This window comes from Yinghuangia aomiensis (genome assembly GCF_039542225.1).
Taxonomy (GTDB): domain Bacteria; phylum Actinomycetota; class Actinomycetes; order Streptomycetales; family Streptomycetaceae; genus Yinghuangia; species Yinghuangia aomiensis.
The window spans coordinates 114,862-137,958 of sequence record NZ_BAABHS010000009.1; the positions used below are offsets into that span (position 1 = coordinate 114,862).

The 23,097-nt window shown below is 72.8% G+C and carries 20 protein-coding genes; 9 read left to right on the top strand and 11 right to left on the bottom strand.

The window, feature by feature from the left end; all coding sequences use genetic code 11:
• Window positions 1–18: 18 nt before the first annotated feature.
• Window positions 19–804, bottom strand: coding sequence for a (Fe-S)-binding protein (locus ABEA93_RS14330; RefSeq protein ID WP_345675879.1), 786 nt, complete (start codon window positions 802–804; stop codon window positions 19–21).
• Between the two features lie 103 nt (window positions 805–907).
• Here ABEA93_RS14330 and ABEA93_RS14335 point away from each other — a divergent pair, with 103 nt between their 5' ends.
• The 3 genes from ABEA93_RS14335 (at window position 908) to ABEA93_RS14345 (ending at window position 6,774) form a co-directional block, all read left to right on the top strand.
• Entirely contained in the window at window positions 908–3,730 is a 2,823-nt protein-coding gene (locus tag ABEA93_RS14335; protein ID WP_345675880.1) for an alpha/beta fold hydrolase, read from the top strand.
• Window positions 3,731–3,777: 47 nt separating this feature from the next.
• Complete coding sequence (locus ABEA93_RS14340) at window positions 3,778–4,632, top strand: ABC transporter permease (RefSeq protein WP_345676041.1); 855 nt, start codon at window positions 3,778–3,780, stop codon at window positions 4,630–4,632.
• Between the two features lie 159 nt (window positions 4,633–4,791).
• Window positions 4,792–6,774 carry a ricin-type beta-trefoil lectin domain protein gene (locus ABEA93_RS14345; RefSeq protein ID WP_345675881.1) on the top strand — a complete coding sequence of 661 codons (1,983 nt, stop codon included), beginning with the start codon at window positions 4,792–4,794 and terminating at the stop codon, window positions 6,772–6,774.
• An 88-nt stretch (window positions 6,775–6,862) separates the two neighbouring features.
• On the opposite strand, the gene ABEA93_RS14350 is transcribed toward ABEA93_RS14345, so the two are convergent.
• The 3 genes from ABEA93_RS14350 to ABEA93_RS14360 form a co-directional block, all read right to left on the bottom strand.
• Window positions 6,863–8,521 (bottom strand): fumarate hydratase, encoded by a 1,659-nt coding sequence (locus ABEA93_RS14350; RefSeq protein WP_425584945.1) that lies wholly within the window; start codon window positions 8,519–8,521, stop codon window positions 6,863–6,865.
• Window positions 8,522–8,692: 171 nt separating this feature from the next.
• The gene (locus ABEA93_RS14355; protein WP_345675883.1) at window positions 8,693–10,399 is read right to left on the bottom strand and encodes a sigma-70 family RNA polymerase sigma factor; all 1,707 of its coding nucleotides are present in this window, start codon (window positions 10,397–10,399) and stop codon (window positions 8,693–8,695) included.
• On the bottom strand, window positions 10,396–11,307 hold the full coding sequence (locus ABEA93_RS14360) for a DMT family transporter (RefSeq protein WP_345675884.1): 912 nt from the start codon (window positions 11,305–11,307) through the stop codon (window positions 10,396–10,398). The genes ABEA93_RS14355 and ABEA93_RS14360 overlap by 4 nt, the downstream gene beginning before the upstream one ends.
• A 70-nt stretch (window positions 11,308–11,377) precedes the next feature.
• Between ABEA93_RS14360 and pdxR the strand changes: the two genes are divergently transcribed.
• The 3 genes from pdxR (at window position 11,378) to ABEA93_RS14375 (ending at window position 14,105) form a co-directional block, all read left to right on the top strand.
• A complete protein-coding gene (gene pdxR / locus ABEA93_RS14365; protein WP_345675885.1) occupies window positions 11,378–12,769 on the top strand; it encodes a MocR-like pyridoxine biosynthesis transcription factor PdxR in 1,392 nt (463 codons plus the stop codon).
• A gap of 79 nt (window positions 12,770–12,848) precedes the next feature.
• The gene (locus tag ABEA93_RS14370) at window positions 12,849–13,607 is read left to right on the top strand and encodes a DUF1707 SHOCT-like domain-containing protein (protein WP_345675886.1); all 759 of its coding nucleotides are present in this window, start codon (window positions 12,849–12,851) and stop codon (window positions 13,605–13,607) included.
• A 159-nt stretch (window positions 13,608–13,766) separates the two neighbouring features.
• Entirely contained in the window at window positions 13,767–14,105 is a 339-nt protein-coding gene (locus ABEA93_RS14375) for a WhiB family transcriptional regulator (protein WP_345675888.1), read from the top strand.
• Window positions 14,106–14,208: 103 nt separating this feature from the next.
• Here ABEA93_RS14375 and ABEA93_RS14380 read toward each other — a convergent pair whose 3' ends face one another.
• From ABEA93_RS14380 to ABEA93_RS14400, 6 genes are all read right to left on the bottom strand, one after another.
• Complete coding sequence (locus ABEA93_RS14380; protein WP_345675889.1) at window positions 14,209–16,266, bottom strand: MFS transporter; 2,058 nt, start codon at window positions 16,264–16,266, stop codon at window positions 14,209–14,211.
• 326 nt (window positions 16,267–16,592) lie between these two features.
• Window positions 16,593–17,624: a class II fructose-bisphosphatase gene (glpX, locus tag ABEA93_RS14385; RefSeq protein ID WP_345675890.1), complete on the bottom strand. Its 1,032-nt coding sequence runs from the start codon at window positions 17,622–17,624 to the stop codon at window positions 16,593–16,595.
• A gap of 367 nt (window positions 17,625–17,991) precedes the next feature.
• Complete coding sequence (locus tag ABEA93_RS42135; protein WP_425584947.1) at window positions 17,992–19,029, bottom strand: ABC transporter ATP-binding protein; 1,038 nt, start codon at window positions 19,027–19,029, stop codon at window positions 17,992–17,994.
• The gene (locus tag ABEA93_RS42140) at window positions 19,026–20,015 is read right to left on the bottom strand and encodes an ABC transporter permease (RefSeq protein ID WP_425584948.1); all 990 of its coding nucleotides are present in this window, start codon (window positions 20,013–20,015) and stop codon (window positions 19,026–19,028) included. The genes ABEA93_RS42135 and ABEA93_RS42140 overlap by 4 nt, the downstream gene beginning before the upstream one ends.
• Window positions 20,012–20,839 (bottom strand): molybdate ABC transporter substrate-binding protein, encoded by an 828-nt coding sequence (gene modA, locus ABEA93_RS14395; RefSeq protein WP_345675891.1) that lies wholly within the window; start codon window positions 20,837–20,839, stop codon window positions 20,012–20,014. The genes ABEA93_RS42140 and modA overlap by 4 nt, the downstream gene beginning before the upstream one ends.
• Window positions 20,836–21,237 carry a TOBE domain-containing protein gene (locus ABEA93_RS14400; protein WP_345675892.1) on the bottom strand — a complete coding sequence of 134 codons (402 nt, stop codon included), beginning with the start codon at window positions 21,235–21,237 and terminating at the stop codon, window positions 20,836–20,838. The genes modA and ABEA93_RS14400 overlap by 4 nt, the downstream gene beginning before the upstream one ends.
• Before the next feature lie 209 nt (window positions 21,238–21,446).
• Between ABEA93_RS14400 and ABEA93_RS14405 the strand changes: the two genes are divergently transcribed.
• The 3 genes from ABEA93_RS14405 to ABEA93_RS14415 all read left to right on the top strand — a co-directional run bounded on the left by ABEA93_RS14405 (window position 21,447) and on the right by ABEA93_RS14415 (window position 22,810).
• Window positions 21,447–21,989, top strand: a complete 543-nt coding sequence (locus ABEA93_RS14405) for a DUF4245 domain-containing protein (protein ID WP_345675893.1) — start codon at window positions 21,447–21,449, stop codon at window positions 21,987–21,989.
• Window positions 21,990–22,130: 141 nt separating this feature from the next.
• Window positions 22,131–22,634, top strand: a complete 504-nt coding sequence (locus ABEA93_RS14410; protein WP_345675894.1) for a GNAT family N-acetyltransferase — start codon at window positions 22,131–22,133, stop codon at window positions 22,632–22,634.
• Window positions 22,631–22,810: a hypothetical protein gene (locus tag ABEA93_RS14415; protein WP_345675895.1), complete on the top strand. Its 180-nt coding sequence runs from the start codon at window positions 22,631–22,633 to the stop codon at window positions 22,808–22,810. The genes ABEA93_RS14410 and ABEA93_RS14415 overlap by 4 nt, the downstream gene beginning before the upstream one ends.
• Window positions 22,811–22,821: 11 nt before the next feature.
• Here the strand turns inward: ABEA93_RS14415 and ABEA93_RS14420 are convergent, their stop codons facing one another.
• Window positions 22,822–23,091: an exodeoxyribonuclease VII small subunit gene (locus ABEA93_RS14420; RefSeq protein WP_345675896.1), complete on the bottom strand. Its 270-nt coding sequence runs from the start codon at window positions 23,089–23,091 to the stop codon at window positions 22,822–22,824.
• Between the last annotated feature and the right edge of the window lie 6 nt (window positions 23,092–23,097).

The window sequence follows — 23,097 nt, forward strand, 5'->3', positions numbered from 1 at the left end:
GTTCCGGGCGGACGGCGGTCACGGCGTCACCACCGTCCGCACGGCACCCGAGGGGTACGGATCCAGCTCCGGATGCGGCCCTTCGGAGGCGAGGATGTCGGCCAGGTGCATCACCCGTACGCCCGCGTGCTGCCGGGACAGCAGCCCGCCGATGTGGGTGAGGCACGAGTTGTCGCCCGCGCACAGCACCTGCGCGCCGGACTCCAGGACGGCCTCCGCCTTGTCGAGGCCGATCGCCGTCGACGTGGCGGCGTTCTTCAGGGCGAACGTGCCGCCGAAACCGCAGCACTCATCCGCGCGCGGCAGCTCCACGAGCCGCAGCCCGCGGACCGCGCGCAGCAGCCGCACCGGCTTGTCGCCGACGCCGAGCGTCCGGGCCGAATGGCAGGTGGGGTGGTAGGTGACCGTGTGCGGGAACACCGCCCCGACGTCCTCGACGCCCAGCACGTCGACGAGGAATTCGCTGAATTCGTACACGCGCGGCGCAATGGCGGCGACCGTCCGGGCGAATTCCGCCGAGTGCGAGCTGTCCGCGAGCGGCGGGTAGGAGTCGCGGACCATGGCCGCGCACGAGCCCGACGGGGTCACGACCGCGTCGTACGGCGCGAACGTCTTCGCGAACGACTCGGCCAGCGGCCGGGTCTCGTGCCGGTAGCCGGTGTTGAAATGCATCTGCCCGCAGCAGGTCTGCGCGTACGGGAACTCCACGTCGTGCCCCAACCTGCGCAGCACCCGGACGACCGATTTGCCGGTCTCCGGGAACAACGTGTCGTTGAAGCAGGTGATGAACAGGGCAACACGCACGATTCACCTCCAAACAAGTGGAATCGACTCTAAGACGGTCCGGCCCGGTCCGCCCGTCGCATGCCCGCCCGTGGCGCCGCGCGCCACACCGTAGGGTCGGGCCATGACGTGGAGGACGGCGGTGCGCCGCCGCATGCCCGCGACCCGGCGCGGCCGGGCCCTGACCGCCGCCGCGGTCGTCCTGGCGCTGCTCGCCGCGGTGCTGGCCGCGGGGGCGTCGGGAGGCGGCGGGTCATCACCCGTCCGCAGCACCGAGCAGCGCCTGGAGGTCGCCGCCGGGCCCGGCTCGGCCGACCGGATCCCGCTCGACACCACCGTGTACTGGCCGGACACCGGCGCACCCGCGCCCGCGCTGCTCCTCGGCCACGGTTTCGGCGGCAGCAAGCTGTCGGTGCGGGCCGAGGCGCAGGACTACGCCCGGCGCGGCTACGTCGTCATGACCTGGTCGGCGCGCGGCTTCGGCGCGTCCGGCGGGGCGATCGCGCTCGACCAACCGGACTACGAGGTCGCCGACGCCCGCGCCCTGGTCGACTGGCTCACCGCGCGGCCCGAGGTGAAGTCCGACGGCCCCGGAGACCCGCGGGTCGGCGCCGCGGGCGCGTCCTACGGCGGCGCGCTCGCGCTGCTGCTCGCCGCCTACGATCCGCGCGTCGACGCCGTGGCCCCGCAGTGGACCTGGAACGACCTCGCCGCGTCGCTGCTGCCCAACGCGGGCGGCACCGGCGGCAACGACGGCGTGTTCAAGAAGATGTGGGCGGGCGTGTTCTTCTCCGCCGGTGCCGGCGGGGGCCTGCCGGGCGGTACTCCGGAAGGCGGCGTCCCGGGCGGCGCCGCCGCGGGCGGGGCGGGTGCCGCGCCGAGCGCGGACGCCGCGCTGTGCGGCCGCTTCGCCCCCGACGTGTGCGCCGTCTACGAAGAGGTCGCCCGCACCGGCAAGGCCACCCCGCAGGCCGTCGAGCTGATGCGCCGGGCCAGCCCGGCGCTGGTCGCCGACCGGCTGCGGGTGCCGACGCTGCTGATCCAAGGGCAGAGCGACTCGCTGTTCCCGCTGTCCGAGGCGGACGCGACCGCGAAGGCGGTGACCGCCAACGGCTTCCCGGTGGAGATGGCGTGGACCGCGGGCGGGCACGACGGCGGGCCCACCCAGGACGCGTGGGTGGCCGACAAGACGGCCTCCTGGCTCGACCGCTGGGTGAAGTCGGACGCGGGCGCGGCGCAGACCCGCGCGACCCGGGGCGGCGGCACGCAGCCCGTCCCCGCGGGGCCGTTCTCGGTCACCCGCTTCGGCGGCGTCGACACCTCCACCCGCGAACAGGTCGTGAAGATCGCGTCCGGGCCGAGCTACCCGGGCAGCGGCGGCAGCTCGCGGCGTGAGATCCCGCTGCTCGGGGTGCCGCAGACGGTGGTCAACCCGCCGGGCGGGGTCCCGCCGTCGATCTCCACGCTGCCCGGGCTGGGGGCGCTCGGCACGCTGGGGCAACTCGGCGGCGGCAGCGGCACGGTAGGACAGCTCACCCTCGACATGCCCGGGCAGACCGCGGTGTTCGACAGCGCCACGCAGAACGGCACCTTCCGCATCACCGGCGGCACGACGGTGAAGGTGCGGGTGGCCGGGGCGGACGACATCGTGCTGTTCGCCAAGCTGTACGACGTCGACTCGGGCGGTTCGGCGGTCCTGCCGTACCAGCTCGCCGCGCCGGTCCGGGTGTCCGGCGCCCGCGACGGCCGCGAGGTGGAGATCCGGCTGCCGGAGATCGACCGGGAGATCGACGCCGGGCACCGGCTGCGGCTCGTGTTCACCACCACCGACCTCGGCTTTGCCACCCCGGCCGAACCCGCGGTCTACCAGGTCGCCGTCACCGGCCCGCTCGTCGTGCCGTCGGTGTCCGGCCTGAAGGCGCCGCCCGCCGGATACCCGTGGTGGACCTGGGGCGTGCCGCTGATCGCCGCCGCGGCGGCCGCGGTGCTCGTGGCCACCGGGCGCCGCCGGATCAAGGCGCGGGCGCCGATCGCCGGACTGCGCGACGTGCCGCTGCGGATCCACGGCCTGACCAAGCGCTACAAGGGCGGCAAACTCGCCGTCGAAGACCTGTCGTTCGAGGTGGCGCGCGGCGAAGTCCTGGGCCTGCTGGGCCCCAACGGCGCGGGCAAGACGACGACGCTGCGCATGCTCATGGGCCTCATCCACCCCGACGAAGGGGAGATCCGGATCTTCGGGCACGTGGTCACGCCCGGGGCGCCGGTGCTGTCCCGGCTCGGGTCGTTCGTCGAAGGGCCGGGGTTCCTGCCGCACCTGTCGGGACGGGACAACCTACGGCTGTACTGGCGTGCCACCGGGCGACCGGAAGCGGACGCGCACTTCGAGGAAGCGCTGGAGATCGCCGGGCTCGGCGAGGCACTGGACCGCGCGGTCCGCACGTACTCGCAGGGCATGCGGCAGCGGCTCGCCATCGCGCAGGCCATGCTCGGGCTCCCGGACCTGCTGGTGCTCGACGAACCGACCAACGGGCTCGACCCGCCGCAGATCCGCGCGATGCGCGACGTGCTGATCCGGTACGCGTCGGACGGCCGCACCGTGGTGGTTTCCAGCCACCTGCTGGCCGAGGTCGAACAGACCTGCACACACGTCGTGGTCATGCACCGCGGCCGCCTGGTCGCGCAGGGCCCGGTCGAGGACATCACCGGCGACGGCAACACGCTCGCGATCGGCACCCCCGCGCCCGAGCGGGCGGTGGCCGCGCTCGCGGGCCTGAAGGGCGTCGCCTCGGTCGAACCCGAAGGCGAAGGCGTGCTCGTGCACCTCGCAGGCGCCGAACCGTCCGCGGTGGTCGCCGAACTCGTCGGCGCCGGCGTCGCGGTCGACCGGGTCGCCGCGAAACGGCGGCTGGAGGACGCGTTCCTGACACTGATCGGAGAACAGCAGTGACCGCCGTCGACCCGGCGCCGGACGGCGCAGTCCCTGCGAACGAGCCCGTGGACGAGCCCGCGCCCTCCCGCGCGCACGGCTACCGGCCACGGCACACCCTGCCGTTCCGTGTCGAGGCGCTGCGCCAACTGCGCCGCCGCCGCACGCTGGTGATGCTGGGGCTGCTCGCGGCGCTGCCGTGGATCCTGGTCGTCGCGTTCAAAGTGGGCGGCTCACCGTCGCGCGACAACGTGCCGACGCTCGTCGACGTGGCCACCCGCAGCGGGCTCAACCTCACGGCCTTCGCGTTGTTCGTGTCGACCGGGTTCCTCCTGGTCGTGGCGGTCGCGCTGTTCTGCGGCGACACCGTGGCGAGCGAGGCGAGCTGGTCGTCGCTGCGCTACCTGCTCGCCGCGCCCGTGCCGCGCGCCCGGCTGCTGCGGGTCAAGCTCGCGGTGTCGCTGGCCTACAGCGCGTTCGCACTGGTGCTGCTCCCCGCAATGGCGCTGCTCGCCGGGACGATCGCCTTCGGCTGGGGGCCGCTGGAGATCCCGATCGGCGGGACGCTGGGGGCGGGCGACGCGATGGAGCGCATGCTGATCGTCGTCGTCTACGGGATCGTGTCCCAGCTCGTGGTCGCCGCGGTCGCGTTCTGGCTGTCCACGGTCACCGACGCGCCGCTCGGCGCGGTCGGCGGTGCGGTCGGGCTCGTCGTCGTGTCCAACATCGTCGACGCGGTGACCGCGCTCGGATCATGGCGCGATGTGCTCCCCACGCACTGGCAGTTCGCCTGGGTCGACGCGCTGCAGGCCGACCTGGAATGGGAAGGCATGGTCAAGGGATCGGCGATCTCGGTGGCCTATGCGTGCGTCTTCATCGCCCTGGCTTTCCGGCACTTCGAGCGCAAGGACATCGTTTCCTGACCCCTGCGCGGGCGGGGTGCGCGGCCTCGACACGTGTCACCGCGAGCCGGGGCATTTTGCCTGATTCCGGCTGTTCACATCTCCGCTACCGGCAGGTAGTTTGCGTCCGCACGTGTTCCTGTTACTCCCGGGTACACCCCTGCGACGAAGGCGAGGATCATGTCCCCATCCCTGCCGTCCCACCCCAAGCGAAGACTGATCGGGGCGCTCACGGCCGCCCTGCTCGCGGTCGGCGGCCTCGGCACGCTGGCCACTTCGCCGTCCGCCGCGGCGGGCACCACGGCGACTCCGCTGCGGGCCGACCTGGAAACGGTCCGCGCCGCGGAGGCGCGGCAGCTGTACGGCGACCCGGCCGTCAAGCCGATGGCCGACCGCAAGACGTCGCTCATCTCGCTCGGCGACAGCGAGATCTCCGGTGAAGGCGTCGGCACCTACGAAGCCCCCACCGACGGCCCGGACAACTGGTGCCACCGCTCGCCGCTCTCGGCGATCCACCGCACCGGCATCCCCGCCGACGTCACCTACAACGTCGCCTGCTCGGGCGCGTCGTCGGTCAACATCCGCATCGGCGGGAGCAAGCAATACCCCGACGAGCTGGTGCAGTCCGACAACCTCGCCATCAAGGCGCGCAACACGCGCCTGAAGATGGTCCTGCTCGTCATCGGCGCCAACGACGACCTGCAGTTCGGCCCGACCGTCACCGACTGCGTCACCAAGCGGGTGTTCTTCCAAGGCGAGTGCTACGGCACCTACCAGCCGCAGTGGCCGGGCCGCATCGCCGCGCTCCAGCCCAAGGTCGAGCAGTCGATCCGGGACCTGCGCACCGTCATGACCGACGCCGGCTACGCCAACAGCGACTACAAGCTGGTCGTCATGGGCTACCCGTCGCCGATGAGCCCGGACGTCGAGGACAACCCGGACTTCCCGGGCTGGTACGACGGCGGCTGCCTCGGCTACCTGCGCGACATGGCGTGGGGCCGCAACGAGGCCGTCCCGATGTTCGCCGAAGCGGAGCGCAAGGCCGCGGCGAACACCGGCGCCGTCTACCTCGACAACAGCCGGCTGTTCCACGGCCACGAAGTCTGTACCGACAACACCTGGGCGCGCGGCCTGTACTTCGCGAACCTCGACCTGTTCGACGAGAACACCACGCGCCAATCCTTCCACCCCAACGAGCGCGGCCACCTCGCGTTCGCGTCCTGCCTGACGCAGCTCTACAACTCGAACTACCAGACCGCGGGCTGCGTCGACCCGGCCAGCACCGGCACCCCGGTGCTCACCGAAGGGGTCAAGGACTTCCGGCAGTTGCGAAACGAGGGCACCGGGTTGTGCGCCGACTCGTACGGCTACTCGTCACGCAACTACACCGCGATGGAACTGTGGGCGTGCGGCGGCGGCCGCAACCAGGGCTTCTGGTACGACCCGTCGTACCAGTCCCTGCACATCGAACTGAGCCACGACCGCTGCCTCGACCCGCAAGGCGGCGCCCGCACCACCGGCACCCCCGTGGTGCTGTGGAACTGCAACGGCGGCGACAACCAGCGGTTCGTGCTGACCGGCGGCACCATCCGGCCGGCCAACGCGCAGACGCTGTGCCTGGCGCCGTCCGGCGCGGATCCGACGCTCGGCGCCAAGCTCGTGCTGGCGGCCTGCGACGGCTCGGCGGCCCAGCGGTTCGTCTCCGAACCGCACCAGGCCGCGGTGTTCACCGAGCTGAAGGCCGGCAACACCGGCAAATGCCTGGACATCAACGCCGGGACGATGGCGAACGGCACCAACGTCATCGCCTGGGACTGCACCGGCAACACCAACCAGAAGTGGTACCGCAACCCGGCGACCGGCCAGGTACACAGCCTCAAGGACCCGACGTACTGCCTCGACAACCGGGGCAGCGTGGCGGCAGGTGCCGCACTGGGGATCTGGGCGTGCAAGGACGGCACCGGCGCGGTGCGCGACAACCTGCGGTTCGACGCGTCGAACGGGGCGCTGGTGAGCCGGGTGTCGGGGCTGCGCGTCACGGCGCCGACGAGCGGCACGGGCGCGGTGACGCAGACCGCGGCCAATGGCTCGACGGCGCAGGTGTGGAATGCGGGGGCGTCGGCACCGCTGACGTTCAGCCCGATCCCGTACGACGCTTACTGACCGGGAGTTGCTCCGGTAGCTGAGCGGTGACATGCCGAGGCCCGGCTCCCGGACGGGAGCCGGGCCTCGGTGCTGCGTTGCCGCGGTGCTACGGGCGTTTGCCGATCTGCAGGGTCGGGCTGGTCACGTCCGCGAAGAAGTCGTTGCCCTTGTCGTCCACGACGATGAACGCGGGGAAGTCCTCGACCTCGATCTTCCACACGGCTTCCATGCCGAGTTCCGGGTACTCGACGACCTCGACGGACTTGATGCAGTCCTGGGCGAGGCGCGCGGCGGGGCCGCCGATCGAGCCGAGGTAGAAGCCGCCGTGCTTGGCGCACGCGTCGGTGACCTGCTGCGAGCGGTTGCCCTTGGCGAGCATGACGAACGAGCCGCCGGCCGCCTGGAACTGCTCGACGTAGGAGTCCATCCGGCCCGCGGTGGTCGGGCCGAACGAGCCGGACGCGTAGCCCTCCGGGGTCTTCGCCGGGCCCGCGTAGTACACCGCGTGGTCGCGCAGGTACTGCGGCATCTCCTCGCCCGCGTCCAGCCGCTCCTTGATCTTCGCGTGCGCGATGTCGCGGGCCACGACGACCGGGCCGGACAGCGAAAGCCGGGTCTTCACCGGATACTTGGACAGCTCGGCGCGGATCTCGCTCATCGGCCGGTTGAGGTCGACGTGCACGACCTCGCCGTCCAGGTCCTCGTGCGTGGTGTCCGGCAGGTACTTGGCCGGGTCGGTCTCCAGCTGCTCCAGGAACACGCCCTCGGCAGTGATCTTGGCGAGCGCTTGGCGGTCCGCGCTGCACGACACCGCGATGGCGACCGGCAGCGACGCGCCGTGCCGGGGCAGACGGATGACCCGCACGTCGTGGCAGAAGTACTTGCCGCCGAACTGCGCGCCGATGCCCATGTCCTGGGTGAGCTTGAGGATCTCCGCTTCCAGTTCGAGGTCGCGGAAGCCGTTGCCGAGCGGCGAGCCCTCGGTCGGGAGGGTGTCGAGGTAGCGCGCGGACGCGTACTTCGCGGTCTTCAGCGCGAACTCGGCGCTGGTGCCGCCGATCACCACGGCCAGGTGGTACGGCGGGCAGGCGGCGGTGCCGAGCGAACGGATCTTGCCGTCCAGGAACTTCAGCATCGCGGCCGGGTTCAGGATGGCCTTGGTCTCCTGGTACAGGTACGACTTGTTGGCGCTGCCGCCGCCCTTGGCCATGAACAGGAACTTGTAGGCCTCGCCCGCCGCGGCGTACAGCTCGACCTGGGCCGGCAGGTTGTTGCCGGTGTTCTTCTCGTCCCACATGGTCAGCGGGGCCATCTGCGAGTAGCGCAGGTTCAGCTCGGTGTACGCGTTGCGGATGCCGCGCGACAGGTGCTCCTCGTCGCGGCCGTCGGTGAGGACGTGCTGGCCGCGCTTGCCCATGACGATCGCCGTGCCGGTGTCCTGGCACATCGGCAGCACGCCGCCGGCCGCGATGTTCGCGTTCTTGAGCAGGTCGAGTGCGACGAAGCGGTCGTTGGGGGAGGCTTCCGGGTCGTCGAGGATCTTCGTGACCTGCGCGAGGTGCCCCGGGCGCAGCAGGTGCGCGATGTCGCGCATCGCCTCGCGCGCGAGCAGCGTCATCGCCTCGGGCTCGACCTGCAGGAAACGGCGGCCGCCGGCCTCGAAGGTGGAGACGCCCTCGCTGGTGACCAGACGGTACGGCGTGGTGTCGGCGCCCAGCGGAAGCAGGTCGGTGTACGAGCCGGAGAAACTGTCGGCGGGGGGCATGGCCATCCTCACTCGGCGGTATGGGGCGTCCTCCAGCGTAGAACGGCCGCGGGGCGGTACCGGGTGTGAGGTCGGGCTCACTGCGGGGGCGCGGGACGCGGGGGGTGTGAAGGGCGTGGGCGCGGAGGGATGTTATGCCGCTTATATGGCTTTCTTGGGTGCGGCTGCGGCTCAGCGGGCGGTCACCGTGATGCGGACGGTCGCGCTGTCGGTACGGCCTCCGGCGTCTTTGACGGTGTAGGAGAAGACGTCGGTGCCGGTCCGGAAGACGTCGTAGGTCCGGTACGTGCACGCGCCGGAGCGCTTGTCGCAGGTGATCGCCCCGTACCAGCCGAACGCCACCGAGGCGCCGGTCATGCGGAGCCGGTCGCCGCGGTCGTTGGCCAGCACGTGGAGGGTGACCGTGCCGCCCGCGCGGACGGTGGCCGCGTCGTCGACGGCCATCGGGGCGGGGTGTTGGGTCGGGGGCCGCGTGGTGGGAGGGGTGGTGGTCCGCGTCGGCGTCGGGGGAGGCGTCGTGGCGGGTCGGGTGGTGGGCGGGGCCGTGGGACCGGGTGATTCCGGGTCGGGGGAGCGGGTCGGGCCAGGCGGGGCGGGGGCCGGGCGTCCGGCGGCGGCGTCCGCGTCCCGCTCCGCGGGCTTGGGCGTCGTCGACTGCGGTGCCGCGGGGAGGGCGCTCGGGGAGCCGCCGGGCGTGGACGGCGCGCCGGCATCCGGGGGAGCCGGGGGCTGCCGCGAGGATCCGGCGGCCGGGCCCGGGGGCTCGGGCGGGGCGGGTCGGGCGATACGCGGCGTACGGCCGTCGGTGTGCCGTCCGGAGTCGTCTCCGGATCCGGCGAGAACCGCCGCGAAGGCCACTCCCGCCACGGCGACGGCGCCCGCGGCGGCGAACGTGAGCTTCCACGCGGCATCCGGGTGCGGGCCCGGAGCGCCCGAGCCGCGGCCTGCCGAGCCCGGTGCCACCGCCGTACCGCCGACGTCGAGCGGGAGCGCCGTGCCGGGGTCGGGGACCACCGCCGCTCCGCCCGCGGCCGCTTCGATCAGCGGGGCCGCGGCCGCGGCGGTGCCGAGGACTGCCGGGAGGAGCAGCACGCGCAGGTGGGCGTTGGCCGCGGTCAGCTCGGCGCACACGCGTTTACACGTGTCGCATCCGGCCAGGTGGTCGTCGACCGCGCGCTTGTCGCGGATGCGCAGGGTGCCGCGGACGTAGCCGCCGAACCGGGTGCCGTAGCCGCGGCAGCGGTCGGGCAGGCGTCCCACGTGCGCTTCGAGGAAGGCGGCGCTGAGGCCTTCGCGGGCGCGGACCGCGAGTTGGGAGACCGCGTTCGGGGTGATGCCCAGCAACCGGGCGATGGCGCGCGGCTTTTCGCCTTCCACCTCGGTGTGCCACAGCACCGCCTGCCAGCGGTCGGGCAGCGACCCGAAGGCCTGCTGGACGAGTATGAGGTCCGGCTTCACCTCGGCGGTTTCCGCCGACGGGCCGCCGAGGCTGTCGAGTTCGGCGTCGTCGCCGGTGAGTAAGACGCCGTTGCGGGCCTTGGCGCGGTCGATGCAGGCATTGCGCATCGTCGTGCACAGGTAGGCGCGGAACGACTCCCGGGGCCCGCCGCCGCGCCGCAGTTGGGCGAGCACCTCGACGAACGCGTCGGACACCAGGTCTTCGGCGGCGTCCCGGTCGGCTTCCAGGCGCCGGGCGTGCCGCAGGCCCGCGGCGTGGTGGCGCTGGTGCAGGGCGGCGAACGCGGTTTCCGCGGCGGGGCCGCCGTCGCGTACCCGCTGGGCGAGTTCGGCGTCCGGCGCATCGGGGGCGGCGTCGTCGCGGTGCCGCGGTATGTCGCCGCACACGATGGGAGGTTCGCCGTGCCTGTCCCCGTTCATGTCCGGACAGCTTGCCATGATCGTCGCGGGGCGAACATGCCGAGGGCGACGCCCAGGCCGACCAGCGCGCTTCCGGCCACCTGCTCGGGGTGGACCGTGCCGGTGCCGAGGACGAGGGCGGACAGCGCCGCCGCGATCGGCACCAAGCCGGAGAACAGCCCCGCGCGCTCGGGGCCGAGCCGGCCGAGTGCGCTGTACCAGAGCAGGAACGCCACGACGGTGGCGATCAGTCCGAGGAACACCAGGGCGGCCGCTTCGGCGACGGTGGGCATGCGGACCATGGCCTCGCCGTCGGACAGCCACCCGATGGCGAGTGATTGCGGCACGGCGAGCAGCGTCGAGTAGGCCGCCACCCGCAGCGGCCCGAGCCTCGGCAGCAGCGGCACCGCCAGCAGCGAGAAGGCCAGTTCGCACACCAGCACGCCGAGCGCCAGCGCCAGCCCGGTCGGGGTGGCGCTGCCGAATCCCTCGACGGCCACCGCACCTGCGACGACCAGCAGCGACGCGGCCACGATGCGCCGCCCGGGCTGCCGTCCGGCCGGCAGCGCGCCGACGGTGGCGAGGACCACCGGGGCGCACCCGAGGATGCTGCCGACCGTCGCCGGGTCGGCGTGGTCGAGCGCGCCGAGGAGGAGCTGGTTGAACAGCGTCTGGCCGGTCAGCGCGAGCAGGAACAGCAGGGCCCACTCGCGCGGCCGCACGCGGATCCGCGGCCGGTCGCCGCCCCGCGTGCGCAGCTTCAGGAGCGCGTACATCGCCACCCCGGCCAGGCCGTAGCGCAGGGCCTGCCCGGTGCCCACCGGATACGCGGTGAGCGCCGCGGACACCCCCGTGCAGGTGCCGACCAGGACCTGGGAAACCGCAGCGGACGTCGCGCCGGTGGACGGCGCCTCTACCGATCGCCTCATGTCGGGTTACGTTATGGAGGCAGTGGATCGGAACACAGGACCACATTTGGCCGTCGGGAGGGGACCACTCGTGAGCGACTTGCTGGTGGGGATCGACCGTGCGCTGGGCAACGTCGGCGCGCAGATCACCGCGGGCCTGCGGGAAGCGGTGCGCAGCGGCCGGCTGGCGCCGGGCGACCGGCTGCCGTCGAGCCGGGCACTGGCCGCCGACCTGGGGGTGTCGCGCGGCATGGTCGTCGAGGCGTACGAGCAACTCGTCGCCGAGGGCTACCTGACCAGCCGGCACGGCTCCGGCACACGCGTCGCGCAGCTGCCGGAGCAGCACACCTCGCGCGGCCCCGAGCTGCCGCGCGACGTGAGCGACGTGTCGGAGCTGCCGTTCGACCTCAAGCCGGGATCGTCCGACATGTCGGCGTTCCCCCGCTCCGCGTGGCTGGCGGCGACCCGGCACGCGCTGGCGACCGTGCCGCACAGCCGCCTGTCGTACGGCGACCCCGGCGGCGTGCCCGAGCTGCGCATCGCCCTGGCCGGCTACCTGGGCCGGGTGCGCGCCGCGAACGCGTCGCCCGACCGCATCGTGGTGGTCGGCGGGGTCGCCCAGGGCATCGCGCTGGTCGTGCAGGCGCTGGCCGTGCGCGAGCACCGGCTGCTGGCCGTCGAGGACCCGTCGAGTGCGACCCAACGCGGGCTGCTGCGCAGCAACGGGCTGCCGATCGTGGGAATCCCGGTCGACGGCGACGGCATAGACGTCGACGCGCTGGCCCGCAGCGGCGCCCGCGCGGTCCTGGTGACGCCCGCGCACCAGTACCCGACCGGCGTGGTGCTGTCGCCGGAGCGCCGGGCCCGGCTGACCGCGTGGGCGCGGGACGTCGACGGCCTGATCATCGAGGACGACTACGACGCCGAGTTCCGCTACGACCGCGACCCGGTCGGCTGCCTCCAGGGCCTCGACCCCGACCACGTCGTGCACCTGGGCTCGACCAGCAAGGCGCTCGCGCCGGGTATGCGGCTCGGCTGGGCCGTGGTGCCGGAGCCGTGGCTGGAGCAGATCCGCGAACTGAAGCAGTACGCCGACCTGGGCTCCGCGGTGATCAACCAGTTCGCGTTCGTGCGGCTGCTGGAGAGCGGCGCCTACGACCGGCACCTGCGCGCGATGCGGCTGCGCTACCGGGGCCGACGCGACGCGGTGGCGGACGCGTTCGCCGAGTTCCTGCCCGAGGTCGAGGTCAACGGCATCCGCGCCGGCCTGCACCTGTACGTCGAACTCCCGGGCGGCTGCACCGAGGACGCCGTGGTCGCCGCCGCCGCCGAACGCGGCGTCCGGGTGGAGCCGGTCGGCCCGATGCGCGAGGACGCCGCCGCGGGACCGCAGGCGCTCGTCCTCGGCTACGCGATGCTCGCCGAGGAACGGCTGCACGAGGCGGTCCGGCGGATTGCGGAGGCGTGCCGCGAGGTCGGGTGACCGCGAGGCGAACAGCGGAGCGGCGGCGTGGCGTGCGTCACGTCTGTGGCGTGCCTTGCGCGGCGGCTATCGTCGTGGTGTGGAACCGACTTCCGAAACCGACGCGCCCGCCACGCCGGCTGCCCCGGCGCCCGCCCCGGCGCCGCCCCCGGACCTGCCCGCGGTCCGGGCCGACGGGCCGCTGCCGCCGTCGGCGATGCGGGCGTCCGACGCGGACCGCGACCGGGTCGCGGACGTGCTGCGCACCGCGTTCGAGGAAGGCCGCCTCACGGTCGAGGAGCACGCCGAACGGATCGACATCCTGTACGGCATCAAGACCGTCGGCGAACTGGAGCCGCTGACCCGCGATCTGCCCGTCCCCGGACGGCTGAATCCGGCCAAACCCGCGGCCCCGAGTCCGCGCCCGCGGCCCGCCGCCGAGCCGCAGTGGCACACCGCCGAGCCGTCCGTCCGGCCCGCGGAATCGCCGACGCTGGTCGCGGTGTTCGGCAGCGCGTCGCGCAAGGGCCCCGGGCGGGTGGGAAGGAAGATCCGTGCGGTGTCGGTGTTCGGCGGCGTGGAGATCGATCTGTCGCAGGCGACGTTCGAACATCCGGTCATGTACATCGACGCGGTCACGGTGTTCGGGGGCGTGGAAGTGCGGGTCCCCGAAGGGGTGACGGTGCGCGGGCACGGCGCCGGGATCTTCGGCGGGTTCGACGTCCACCAGCACGAAGCGGAGAGCCCCGACGCGCCGGTTGTGGTGGTCCGCGGGGCGGCCGTCTTCGGTGGCGTGGACGTGCGGCCGAAGCGCGTGAAGGGCCGCAAAAGCCTGGACCGGGAACGCGGCGACGACTGACCCGCGGTGCCTCGCGCATCGGCCAACTTCCGGTGTGGCGGGGGTGTTTCGCGGGTGTTGCTTTCCCGTCAGTTGTCGCATTGCGGGGCTTGTACCGGGATTTGGGCGGGTACTCGCTTGGTGGGACGGTACTACCCGCCGAGAGCGAGGAGTGTTCACGTGCCCGACCGGAGCGATCTGCCTTCCTCCGCAAGCGACATCGCCGAACCGCCCGCCGCCCGCGCGTCCACCTGGATTCCCCCGGCGGCGGGCGCGTGCCGCGTCGAGGACCTCGCCCTGTTCCTGGGCCTGCCCGGGGAGCCCGCGGTCGCCCGGATCGCCCGCGAGGAGGAAGCCAAGCGCGTCTGCGCACGCTGCGCGGTGCTGGTGGAATGCCGCGCCGCCGCCTTGGCCGAGGCCGACCCGGAGACCACCGGGGTCAGGGGCGGCCTGACCCCCGAGGAACGCCGCGCCGTCGCCGGCCGCCGCCGACGGCGCGGCGGACTGCGCGCGAAGTGACGCTGCCCCGCGTGTGATTCCGCGGGGATCCGTGGCTCGTTCTCCCCGATCCGCTGCGGTCGTCCGTGCGGCTTTCCGCCGGGCCGATTCCGCGGCGCCGGTCTCAGGCCCCGTGCCGGGGTGCTTCGCCGACCAGGTGGTCGCGCGTGGTGTCCGTGGTCAGCCGGGCCATCTTCCGGAGCAGTGCCGTGAGTTCGGCGTGCTCTTCGGGGGACAGGTCCGCGGTGACTTGGGCGAGGAGTTCACGGCGGGCGTCGACGAGGCGTTCGACGATGTCGTGGCCGGACGCGGTGAGGGCCAGGCGGCCTTCCGCGTCGGTGGCGGCATGGCCGGCGTCTTGGAGCTGTGCGGCGTATTTGCGGACCGAGTCGATCGGTTCGTGGAGCTTTTTGGCCAGGGCGGTGTCCTCGATCGGCCCGAAGTGGTCGAGTTGGACGAGGCCGAACGCGCACGGCACCGAGATGTCGACGTCCGCGCGGGCGATCATGCGTTCGTAGCGGGCCCAGCCGTTCTCCCGGTGGGCGATCTGGGTCAGGGCGCGTTCGACCTCTTCGACCGAGCTGCGCGACGCGTTGCGGTAGGCGTCGAGGGTGTCCGCGGAGGTCGCCTGGCGCAGCGGGATCTCCTTGAGGAACAGGCTGAGCACGAACGCCGCGACGATGATGATCGAGGCGATCAGGAACACGGTCTGCAGGGATTGCGCGTAGGCGTGGATGAACGTCTGGTGGGCCGCCGGGGGCAGTTTGGCGAGTGCGTCCGGGCTGGAGGCCACCGACTTCGGGTCGACGCCGGGCGGCAGTTGCAGGCCCGACGTGCGGGCCTGCTCGATGTGGCCGTTGAGCCGGGCGTTGAAGATCGTCCCGAAGATCGCCGCGCCGAAGGACCCGCCGATCGACCGGAAGAACGTCGCGCCGGAAGTGGCCGCGCCCAGATCGCGGTAGTCGACCGAGTTCTGCACCGCGAGCACGATGACCTGCATGACGAGGCCGAGGCCGAAGCCGAACACGAACATGGAGAGCGACGAGGCGGTCGTGGTGGTGAACTCGTCCATGCGGGACAGCAGGAACATGCCGACCGCCATCACGGCGGTGCCGACGATCGGGAAGATCTTGTAGCGGCCCCAGCGGGTGATGAGCTGGCCGCTGCCGATGGACGCGATGAGCAGGCCGGCCATCATCGGCAGGAGCCGCAGCCCGGACTCGGTGGGCGAAGCGCCGTTGACGACCTGCATGAACAGCGGCAGGAAGCTGAGCGCGCCCATCATCGCGAAGCCGACGACGAAGCCGATCGCGGCCGTGATGCGGAAGATCGGCTGGGCGAACAGGTGAAGCGGCAGAACGGGTTCGGCGGCCCTGCGTTCGACCACGACGAAGAGCGCGAGCAGGATGACGGCGGCGACTCCGAGCCCGATGATCTCGCCGGACAGCCACGGGTAGGTCGTCCCGCCGAAGGTGCTGAGCAGGACGAGGCAGGTGGTGGCCGCGGCCAGCAGGACGATGCCGCTGTAGTCGATGCGCGGTTTGCCGCGGGTGACGTCGGTGTGCAGGGCGAAGGCGATGACGATCAGCGCGAGGGCGCCGATCGGCAGGTTGATGTAGAAGACCCAGCGCCACGACAGGTTGTCGACGAAGAAGCCGCCGAGCAGCGGCCCGGCGACGCTGGTGACACCGAAGACGGCGCCGAACAGGCCGGTGTAGCGGCCGCGTTCCCGGGGCGGGACGACGTCGCCGATGATCGCCTGGGACAGCACCATGAGACCGCCGCCGCCGAGGCCCTGGATGCCGCGGAAGGCGATCAGCTCGCCCATGTTCTGCGCGATGCCGCACAGCACCGAGCCGATGAGGAAGATGACGATCGACGCCTGGAAGAGCGTTTTCCGGCCGATCAGGTCGCCGAGCTTGCCCCAGAGGGGGGTGCTGACGGTCGAGGCGAGGAGGTAGGCGGTGACCACCCAGGAGAGATGGTTGAGGCCGCCGAGGTCGCCGACGATGGTCGGGAGTGCGGTGGACACGATCGTCTGGTCGAGCGCGGCGACCAGCATGCCGAGCATGAGGCCGGTGAAGATCAGCCAGAGCTTCTGGGGGCGCTGCGTGGGCGGGCCCGCCGCGGTTTCGACCTGGGGTGAGGACGTGGTTCCGCCGCCTCCGCGGGACTCGGGCACGGCTCCTCCTGGGGTGGGCGCTGACGACTTTCAGCACATACCCCGATGCCGGGATAAAACCTATGAAAAATGGAGGGTTGGTCCGGTGGGGAATGAGACGGCGGGAGGCGCGGGAGTTGTCCACAGCCGGGGGGATGGCGCGAAGCGGAGACGGCGCGGTGCGTGGTGGGGTGTGATCGTCGGTCGCGAACGACGGGCCGACACCGGCGGTGGAGGCGGGGGAGGGGGACTCCGGGTCGGTGGGGAGGGGGCCCTATGCAGGGAAAGCAAGACGCCCGGGGCGGCACAAGGCCGCCCCGGGCGTCGAGAACCCGGACTCCGGAGCCTCAGCGAGCCCGGTCGAAGTCGATGGCGCTGTAGGCGCGGAGCTTCGCCAGGCGGTGCTGGCTGTCGATGTTGCGGATCGTGCCGCTCTTGGAGCGCATGACCAGCGACGACGTCAGGGCGGTGCTCGACCGGTAGCGGACGCCGCGGAGGAGTTCGCCGTCGGTGATGCCGGTGGCGACGAAGAAGACGTTCTCGCCGGACACCAGGTCGTCGGTCAGCAGCACGCGGTTGAGGTCGTGGCCCGCGTCGAGGGCCTTCTGGCGCTCGGCCTCGTCCTTCGGCCACAGGCGGCCCTGGATCACGCCGCCCATGCACTTGATCGCGGCCGCGGCGATGATGCCTTCCGGGGTGCCGCCGATGCCGAGGAGCAGGTCGACGCCGGTGCCGTCCTTGGCCGCCATGATGGCGCCCGCGACGTCGCCGTCGGTGATGAACTTGATCCGGGCGCCGGCCTCGCGGATCTCCTTGACGATCGACTCGTGGCGCGGCCGGTCGAGGATGCAGACGGTGACGTCCTCCGGCGCCGAGTTCTTCGCCTTGGCGACCCGGCGGATGTTCTCGCCGACCGGCGCGGTCAGGTCCACGACGTCCGCGGCCTCGGGGCCGGTGACGAGCTTCTCCATGTAGAACACCGCGGACGGGTCGTACATCGAGCCGCGTTCCGCGACCGCCATGACCGCCACGGCGTTGTTCATGCCCTTGGCGGTGAGCGTGGTGCCGTCGACCGGGTCGACGGCGACGTCGCACTCGGGGCCGGAGCCGTCGCCGACCCGTTCCCCGTTGAACAGCATCGGCGCGTTGTCCTTCTCGCCTTCGCCGATCACCACGACGCCGTTCATGGACACCGTGCCGATGAGGGTGCGCATGGCCTTCACGGCCGCGCCGTCGGCGCCGTTCTTGTCGCCGCGTCCCACCCACCGGCCGGCCGCCATGGCGGCGGCCTCGGTGACGCGGACGAGTTCGAGGGCGAGGTTCCGGTCGGGAGCCTCGGAGGGGACCGTGAGCTGCGGCGGTACGGACTGGTCCGTCATTCTGGCGGGCCTTCCTGTCGGGGAACCTCGGCCGGGACCGCTGAGGGGTGCCCTGATCCCCGGTGACCCCGTGGTCCTGCTCGGTGCGTGTGAGGGTTGCACCGACCGAGATTCCGTGCGGCGCGCGGCATGCGGCTTTTCGGCCGACTGCCACGACACTGCGACGAAAACGACTACGCGGCCCCGGGCCCGGACGGATTCCAACGGGATTGCCCCGATGTTATCGGCCCCGCCCGGCATCGGTGCAGGTAGCCCGGCAAGCGAATCGTTTCGGCGCGATGTTCATGACGCTGCGCGCAGACCAGGCACGGCCGGTTTGCGCCTTCCCGGGAGCCTCCCGGAGCCGCCGCCGGGCGAACCCGCGGGCTCACAGCGCCGTCACGCCCACGCCCGTCGCCTTGACCCCGACCCACACCGGCAGCCCTTCGCCGACGCCCAGTTCGGCCGCGGCGGCCGCGGTCACCTCGGCGACCACGTCGGGCCCGCCCCTGCCCCGCACCGTGACCCGCAGCCGGGTGCCGGTGCCGGTGACCTCGGCGACCGTGCCGGGCCAGGTGTTGCGGGCGCTGCCTTCCGGACGTTCCCGGTGCAGCGTGACGTGGTCGGGGTGCACGGTGGCCAGCACCGGGCCCGCGGGCACGGGTTCCGCGGTGCTCAGGGTGTGGCCGCCGTCCCGGATGCGGATCCCGGTGCCGTCGGCCACCCCCTCGTACGCGTTCAGCCCGAGCATGCGCGCGACCCACGCGGACCGCGGGGCCCGGGTGACCTCGGCGGCCGGGGCGTCCTGCGCGATCGCGCCGTCCTCCACGACGAGCATGCGCCCGGCCAAGCTGAGCGCGTCGACGGGGTCGTGCGTGACGATCAGGCAGGCGCCGTCGTACGGGCCGAGGTGGCTGCGCAGCGTGTGCCGGACCGCGGCGCGGGTCTCCACGTCGAGCGCGGCGAGCGGTTCGTCGAGGAGCAGCAGCCGGGGCTCGGCGGCGAGCGCCCGCGCGAGCGCGACGCGCTGCTGCTGGCCGCCGGACAGCTGCCCGGGGCGGCGGCCGGCCAGGTCGGCAAGGCCGAGGCGGGCGAGCCAGTCGTGTGCGGTGCGGCGGGCTTCGGCACGGGAGCCGCCGCGGCCGCGCAGGCCGTAGGCGACGTTGCGGGCGGCGGTGAGGTGCGGGAACAGTGCGCCGTCCTGCGGGACATAGCCGACCCGGCGGGCGTGCGGGGGCAGGTGTCCGACCGGGCGGCCGTCGATGGCGACGGCGGCGCGCGCCGGGCCGGGGAGTCCGGCGAGGGCGCGCAGCAGGGTGGACTTGCCTGCGCCGTTGGGTCCGACGACGGCGACGACTTCGCCCGCCGCGACGGTGAGTTCGGCAGTGACGAGGCCTTCGGTGCGGGCGCGCAGTGCGGGGGTCACCGCGGTCCCCCCTCGCCCTTGCCGGTCAGGTTGCGGGTCGGCGCAGTGCGGGCGGGCGCAGTGCGGGCCGGCGCCTTGCGGGCCGAGGGGCTGAGCCACCGGCCGCGCAGCGCGACCAGGACGACGACCGAGACGACGAGGAGCAGCAGGCTGACCGCGATCGCGGTGTCCGGGTCGTCCTGGAGCATCAGGTAGACGGCGAGCGGCAGCGTCTGGGTTTCGCCGGGGAGGTTGCCCGCGAAGGTGATGGTGGCGCCGAACTCGCCCAGGGCGCGGGCCCATGCGAGGGCGGCGCCGGCGGCGAGGCCGGGGGCGATCAGCGGGAGCGTCACGGTGGTGAAGACGCGCAGCGGGCCGGCGCCGAGGGTGGCGGCGGTCTCTTCGTACTTGCGGTCGAGGCCGGCGATGGCGCCTTCCACGGACAGCACGAGGAAGGGCAGGGCGACGAACGCGCCCGCGAGCATGGCGCCGGTCATCGAGAACGTCAGCCGGATGCCCAGGGACTCCAGCCAGGGCCCGAGCAGGCCGCGCCGTCCGAAGGCGAGCAGCAGCGCGACACCGCCGACCACGGGCGGCAGCACGAGCGGCAGCAGGACCAGCGCGCGGAGCACCGATTTGCCGGGGAAGTCGACGCGGGCGAACAGCCACGCGAGCGGGACGCCGAGCACCAGGCTGATGCCGAGCGCGCCGAACGAGCACTCCAGCGACAGCCGCAGCGCGGTCCGCACCGCCGGGTCGCCGAGCCGGTCGAGGACCGACCGCCACGGTGCGCGGACCAGCAGCCCGGCCAACGGCAGGACGACGAACGCGAGCCCGGCGAGCGCGGGGACCCACAGCAGTAGGGGGACGCGGGTGCGCGGGGTGCGCGGTGCGTCCTCCCGCGGGAGCGCCGGGGCGCGCCCGCCCGGCGGCGCGGCGGACACGGGGTCCGCGGCGGCCGCCGCCGGGTCGGGCGCGGGTGTCACCGCGTCGGGCGTGCCGGTCACGGCGCGGCGAAGCCGTACTTCTTGAGGACTTCCTGGGCCTCGGGGGTGAGCAGCCACTGGGCGAACGCGTTCGCCGCGTCCTGCTTCTTGCTGTCCTTGATCACCGCGACCGGGTAGGACGCGACGACGTTGGCGGCGTCCGGGATGTCGACGGCCGCGACGGCGTTGCCGGCCGCGGCGATGTCGGTGGTGTAGACGATCCCGGCGTCGGCTTCGCCCATGCGCACCCGGGTCACGACCGCCTTGACGTCGGCTTCCTCGGACTTGGGCTTGACCGTGACGCCGGCCTTGGCGAGCGCGTCGCGGGCGTAGCGGCCGACCGGGACGGTCGGGCCGGCGAGCACCACGGTGAGGTCGCTCTTGGCCAGGTCGGCGAGGGTGGCGATGTTCTTGGGGTTGCCCGGCGGGACGACGATCGCCAGCTTGTTCTTGGCGAACACCTGGGGCTGGTTCACCTGCGCGGTGAGCCCGTCCATGGTCTTGGTGTCCGCGGTCGCGATGGCGTCCGCGGGGGCGCCCTGCTTGACCTGTGCGGCGAGTTCCTGCGACCCGGCGAAGGAGAACTTCACCGTCTGGTTCTTGTGGCCCTTGGTGTAGACCGTGCTCATCTCGTTGAAGGCGCCGGTCAGGGACGCCGCGGCGAGCACGGTGATCGTGGACGGCGCGGCGGCCGGGGCCGACCCGGTGCCGTTCGACGCCGCGGCGCCGGCGTCCTTCGTCTTGTCCTTGTTGTCGTCCTTGGTGTCGCTGCCGCAGCCGGCGAGGAGCAGGCCCGCCGCGGTGGCGGCGGCTATCGGGGCGGCGGCGAAGCGCAGGGATCTCACGGCAACTCCACGGTCACGTTGGTCGATTTGACCGAGGCGACCGCTTCGACGCCGGGGGCGAGCCCCAGTTCCTCGACGGCCTCCCGGGTCAGCAGGGAGACCACCCGGTGCGGTCCCGCCTGGATCTCCACCTGTGCCGCGACGTCGCCGAGGATGACCTTGGTGACGATGCCGGGGAACGCGTTGCGGGCCGACGTCGCCCGCGGGACCTCGGCGGCCGGGCTCGGCGCGTCCTCGGCGAGGGCGACCGCGAAGGCGGCGAGTGCCGCGCCTTCGACGACCCGGTGGCCGTGCTCGTCGCGGGCCGTGGGCAGGCGCCCCGAGTCGGCCCAGCGGCGGGCGGTGTCCGGGCTGACCCCGAGAAGTTGCGCGACGCGGCCCATGCGGTAGGTGGGCATATGCGGGACCCTACTCCCTTCGTGGCTGGCAAATGCAATGGAGGATCGTCTGAGCCTTCGCAGATGCGATGGCTCGACCATGGCCTGGCTGTGGCCTGGCTGTGGCCTGGTTATGGCCCGGTGACGGCTCTGTGATGGCTCGGTGGCGGCTCCGTCAGGCCCGAGCACCCGGTGCCGGAGCATCGGACGCGATGGGGGACCATGGTGCGGTGGCAGAAAAGCGCGGAATCCAGACGGTACGCAGCATGGTCTTCTCCTTGGGCGTCGTCGGCATTGTCGTCGTCGCGCTGCTGATCGCCGGACGGCACAGCGCGCAGGACCCGGTCAAGCGCATCGACTACTCGGTGAAGTTCCAGCAGGCGAGCCAGGACGCCCCGTACCCGCTGCTCGCACCCACCGGCCTGCCCGGCCGCTGGCGCGCGACGTCGGCGGAGTACCAGGGCATGGACCCGGCTGCGACGGCCTGGCACGTGGGCCTGATCAGTCCGGACGGCGACTACGTCGCGGTCGAGCAGAGCAACGGCACGCCGGCGCCGTTCGTGAAGGACAAGAGCAAGAACGGCACGGCGGTCGGCGAACGCGACGTCGCGGGCGAGCAGTGGCAGACCTACGACGGCGACAAGTACCGCTCGCTGGTCCGCACCAAGGACGGCGTGACCACGGTCGTCACCGGCACCGCCCCGTACGACGCGCTCGCGCAGTTCGCCGCCGCGCTGAAGCCGTCCGTGGCGGGACAGCCGATCAACGGCTGACCGATTCCGCGTCGTCTCCGTGCGGTCGCCTGCACGGTTCGAAATCACCCGTTAACCGGACGGAACGTGTTCCGCGACCCGGCATCGACTGTTCACCCGGCGGACGCCCGCAAGTCTTGATCACGGTGTCAGCCTTCCGCGGTGGACGTCTCGTACTTCTGCGGAACACTCGCCGAGCTGAGCGCCGAGCGGCTCTACCGCCTGCTCGCGCTGCGCAGCCAGGTCTTCGTGGTCGCGCGCCAGCGCGCCCGCCACGAACCCGACGGCTTGGACATCGAGCCGAGCACCTTGCACGTGTGGGCCGAACGCGGCGGCATGCCGATCGCCACTCTGCGGCTGACCGCGGAAGCCGACGGGATCCTGCGCCTCGGCCGCCTGTGCACCGCCACCGCGGAACGCCGCAACGGCCACGCGGGCACCCTCGTCGAACACGCCGTCATGCTCGCCGAAGGCCGCCCGATCCTCGCGGACGTGTTCGTGCGCAGCGCCCCGTGGTTCGAGCAGCGCGGCTTCACCGTGCTCGGCGGGCGCGAGGTGGTCGACGGCGAGCCGCATGTGCGGGTGCGCTACGAGCCGGTCCGGCCGGCACAGCCCGCGCTCGGCCCCGACGGGCAGCCGTACGTTCCGGCGTGGGTGGCGCTGTGAGCCGGGTGCGCGCGGCCGCGCGGTTCGCCCGTCTGGAACGGCGCTGGCGCCCCACCGGGACCCGGCCGCGCGAGGGCTGGGAGGTCCTGCCGCCGCTGCGCTGGGTGCTGCTCGGCGCGGCGGCCGCGGTCGTGCTGCTGGTGCTGTCGCTGGCGGCCGCGCTCGCGGACGGGTGAGGCCGGAGCCCTCAGCCTTCGTCCTCGGTCTCCCGCTTCACCACGGCGTCGAGGCGGGCGCGGGCGCCGTCCAGCCACTGCTGGCAAACCGCGGCGAGCTTCTCGCCGCGCTCCCACAGCGCGAGGGACTCCTCGAGGGTGATCCCGCCGGTCTCCAAGCGCCGCACGACGTCGATCAGCTCGTCGCGGGCCTGCTCGTAGCCCAGCGACTCCAGGGCTTCCCCGGACTCGCCGGATGCCGCACCCGCCTCGCCCGCCGCGTCCGCACTCTTCTTGGCCATGCGCCC

Coding starts and splice junctions, on each gene's coding strand:
- ABEA93_RS14335 (WP_345675880.1), top strand. CDS start 908: ATGACGTGGAGGACGGCGGTGCGCCGCCGCATGCCCGCGACCCGGCGC.
- ABEA93_RS14350 (WP_425584945.1), bottom strand. CDS start 8,521: ATGCCCCCCGCCGACAGTTTCTCCGGCTCGTACACCGACCTGCTTCCG.
- ABEA93_RS14345 (WP_345675881.1), top strand. CDS start 4,792: ATGTCCCCATCCCTGCCGTCCCACCCCAAGCGAAGACTGATCGGGGCG.
- glpX (WP_345675890.1), bottom strand. CDS start 17,624: ATGACGGACCAGTCCGTACCGCCGCAGCTCACGGTCCCCTCCGAGGCT.
- ABEA93_RS14355 (WP_345675883.1), bottom strand. CDS start 10,399: ATGAACGGGGACAGGCACGGCGAACCTCCCATCGTGTGCGGCGACATA.
- ABEA93_RS14360 (WP_345675884.1), bottom strand. CDS start 11,307: ATGAGGCGATCGGTAGAGGCGCCGTCCACCGGCGCGACGTCCGCTGCG.
- ABEA93_RS14420 (WP_345675896.1), bottom strand. CDS start 23,091: ATGGCCAAGAAGAGTGCGGACGCGGCGGGCGAGGCGGGTGCGGCATCC.
- ABEA93_RS14400 (WP_345675892.1), bottom strand. CDS start 21,237: ATGCCCACCTACCGCATGGGCCGCGTCGCGCAACTTCTCGGGGTCAGC.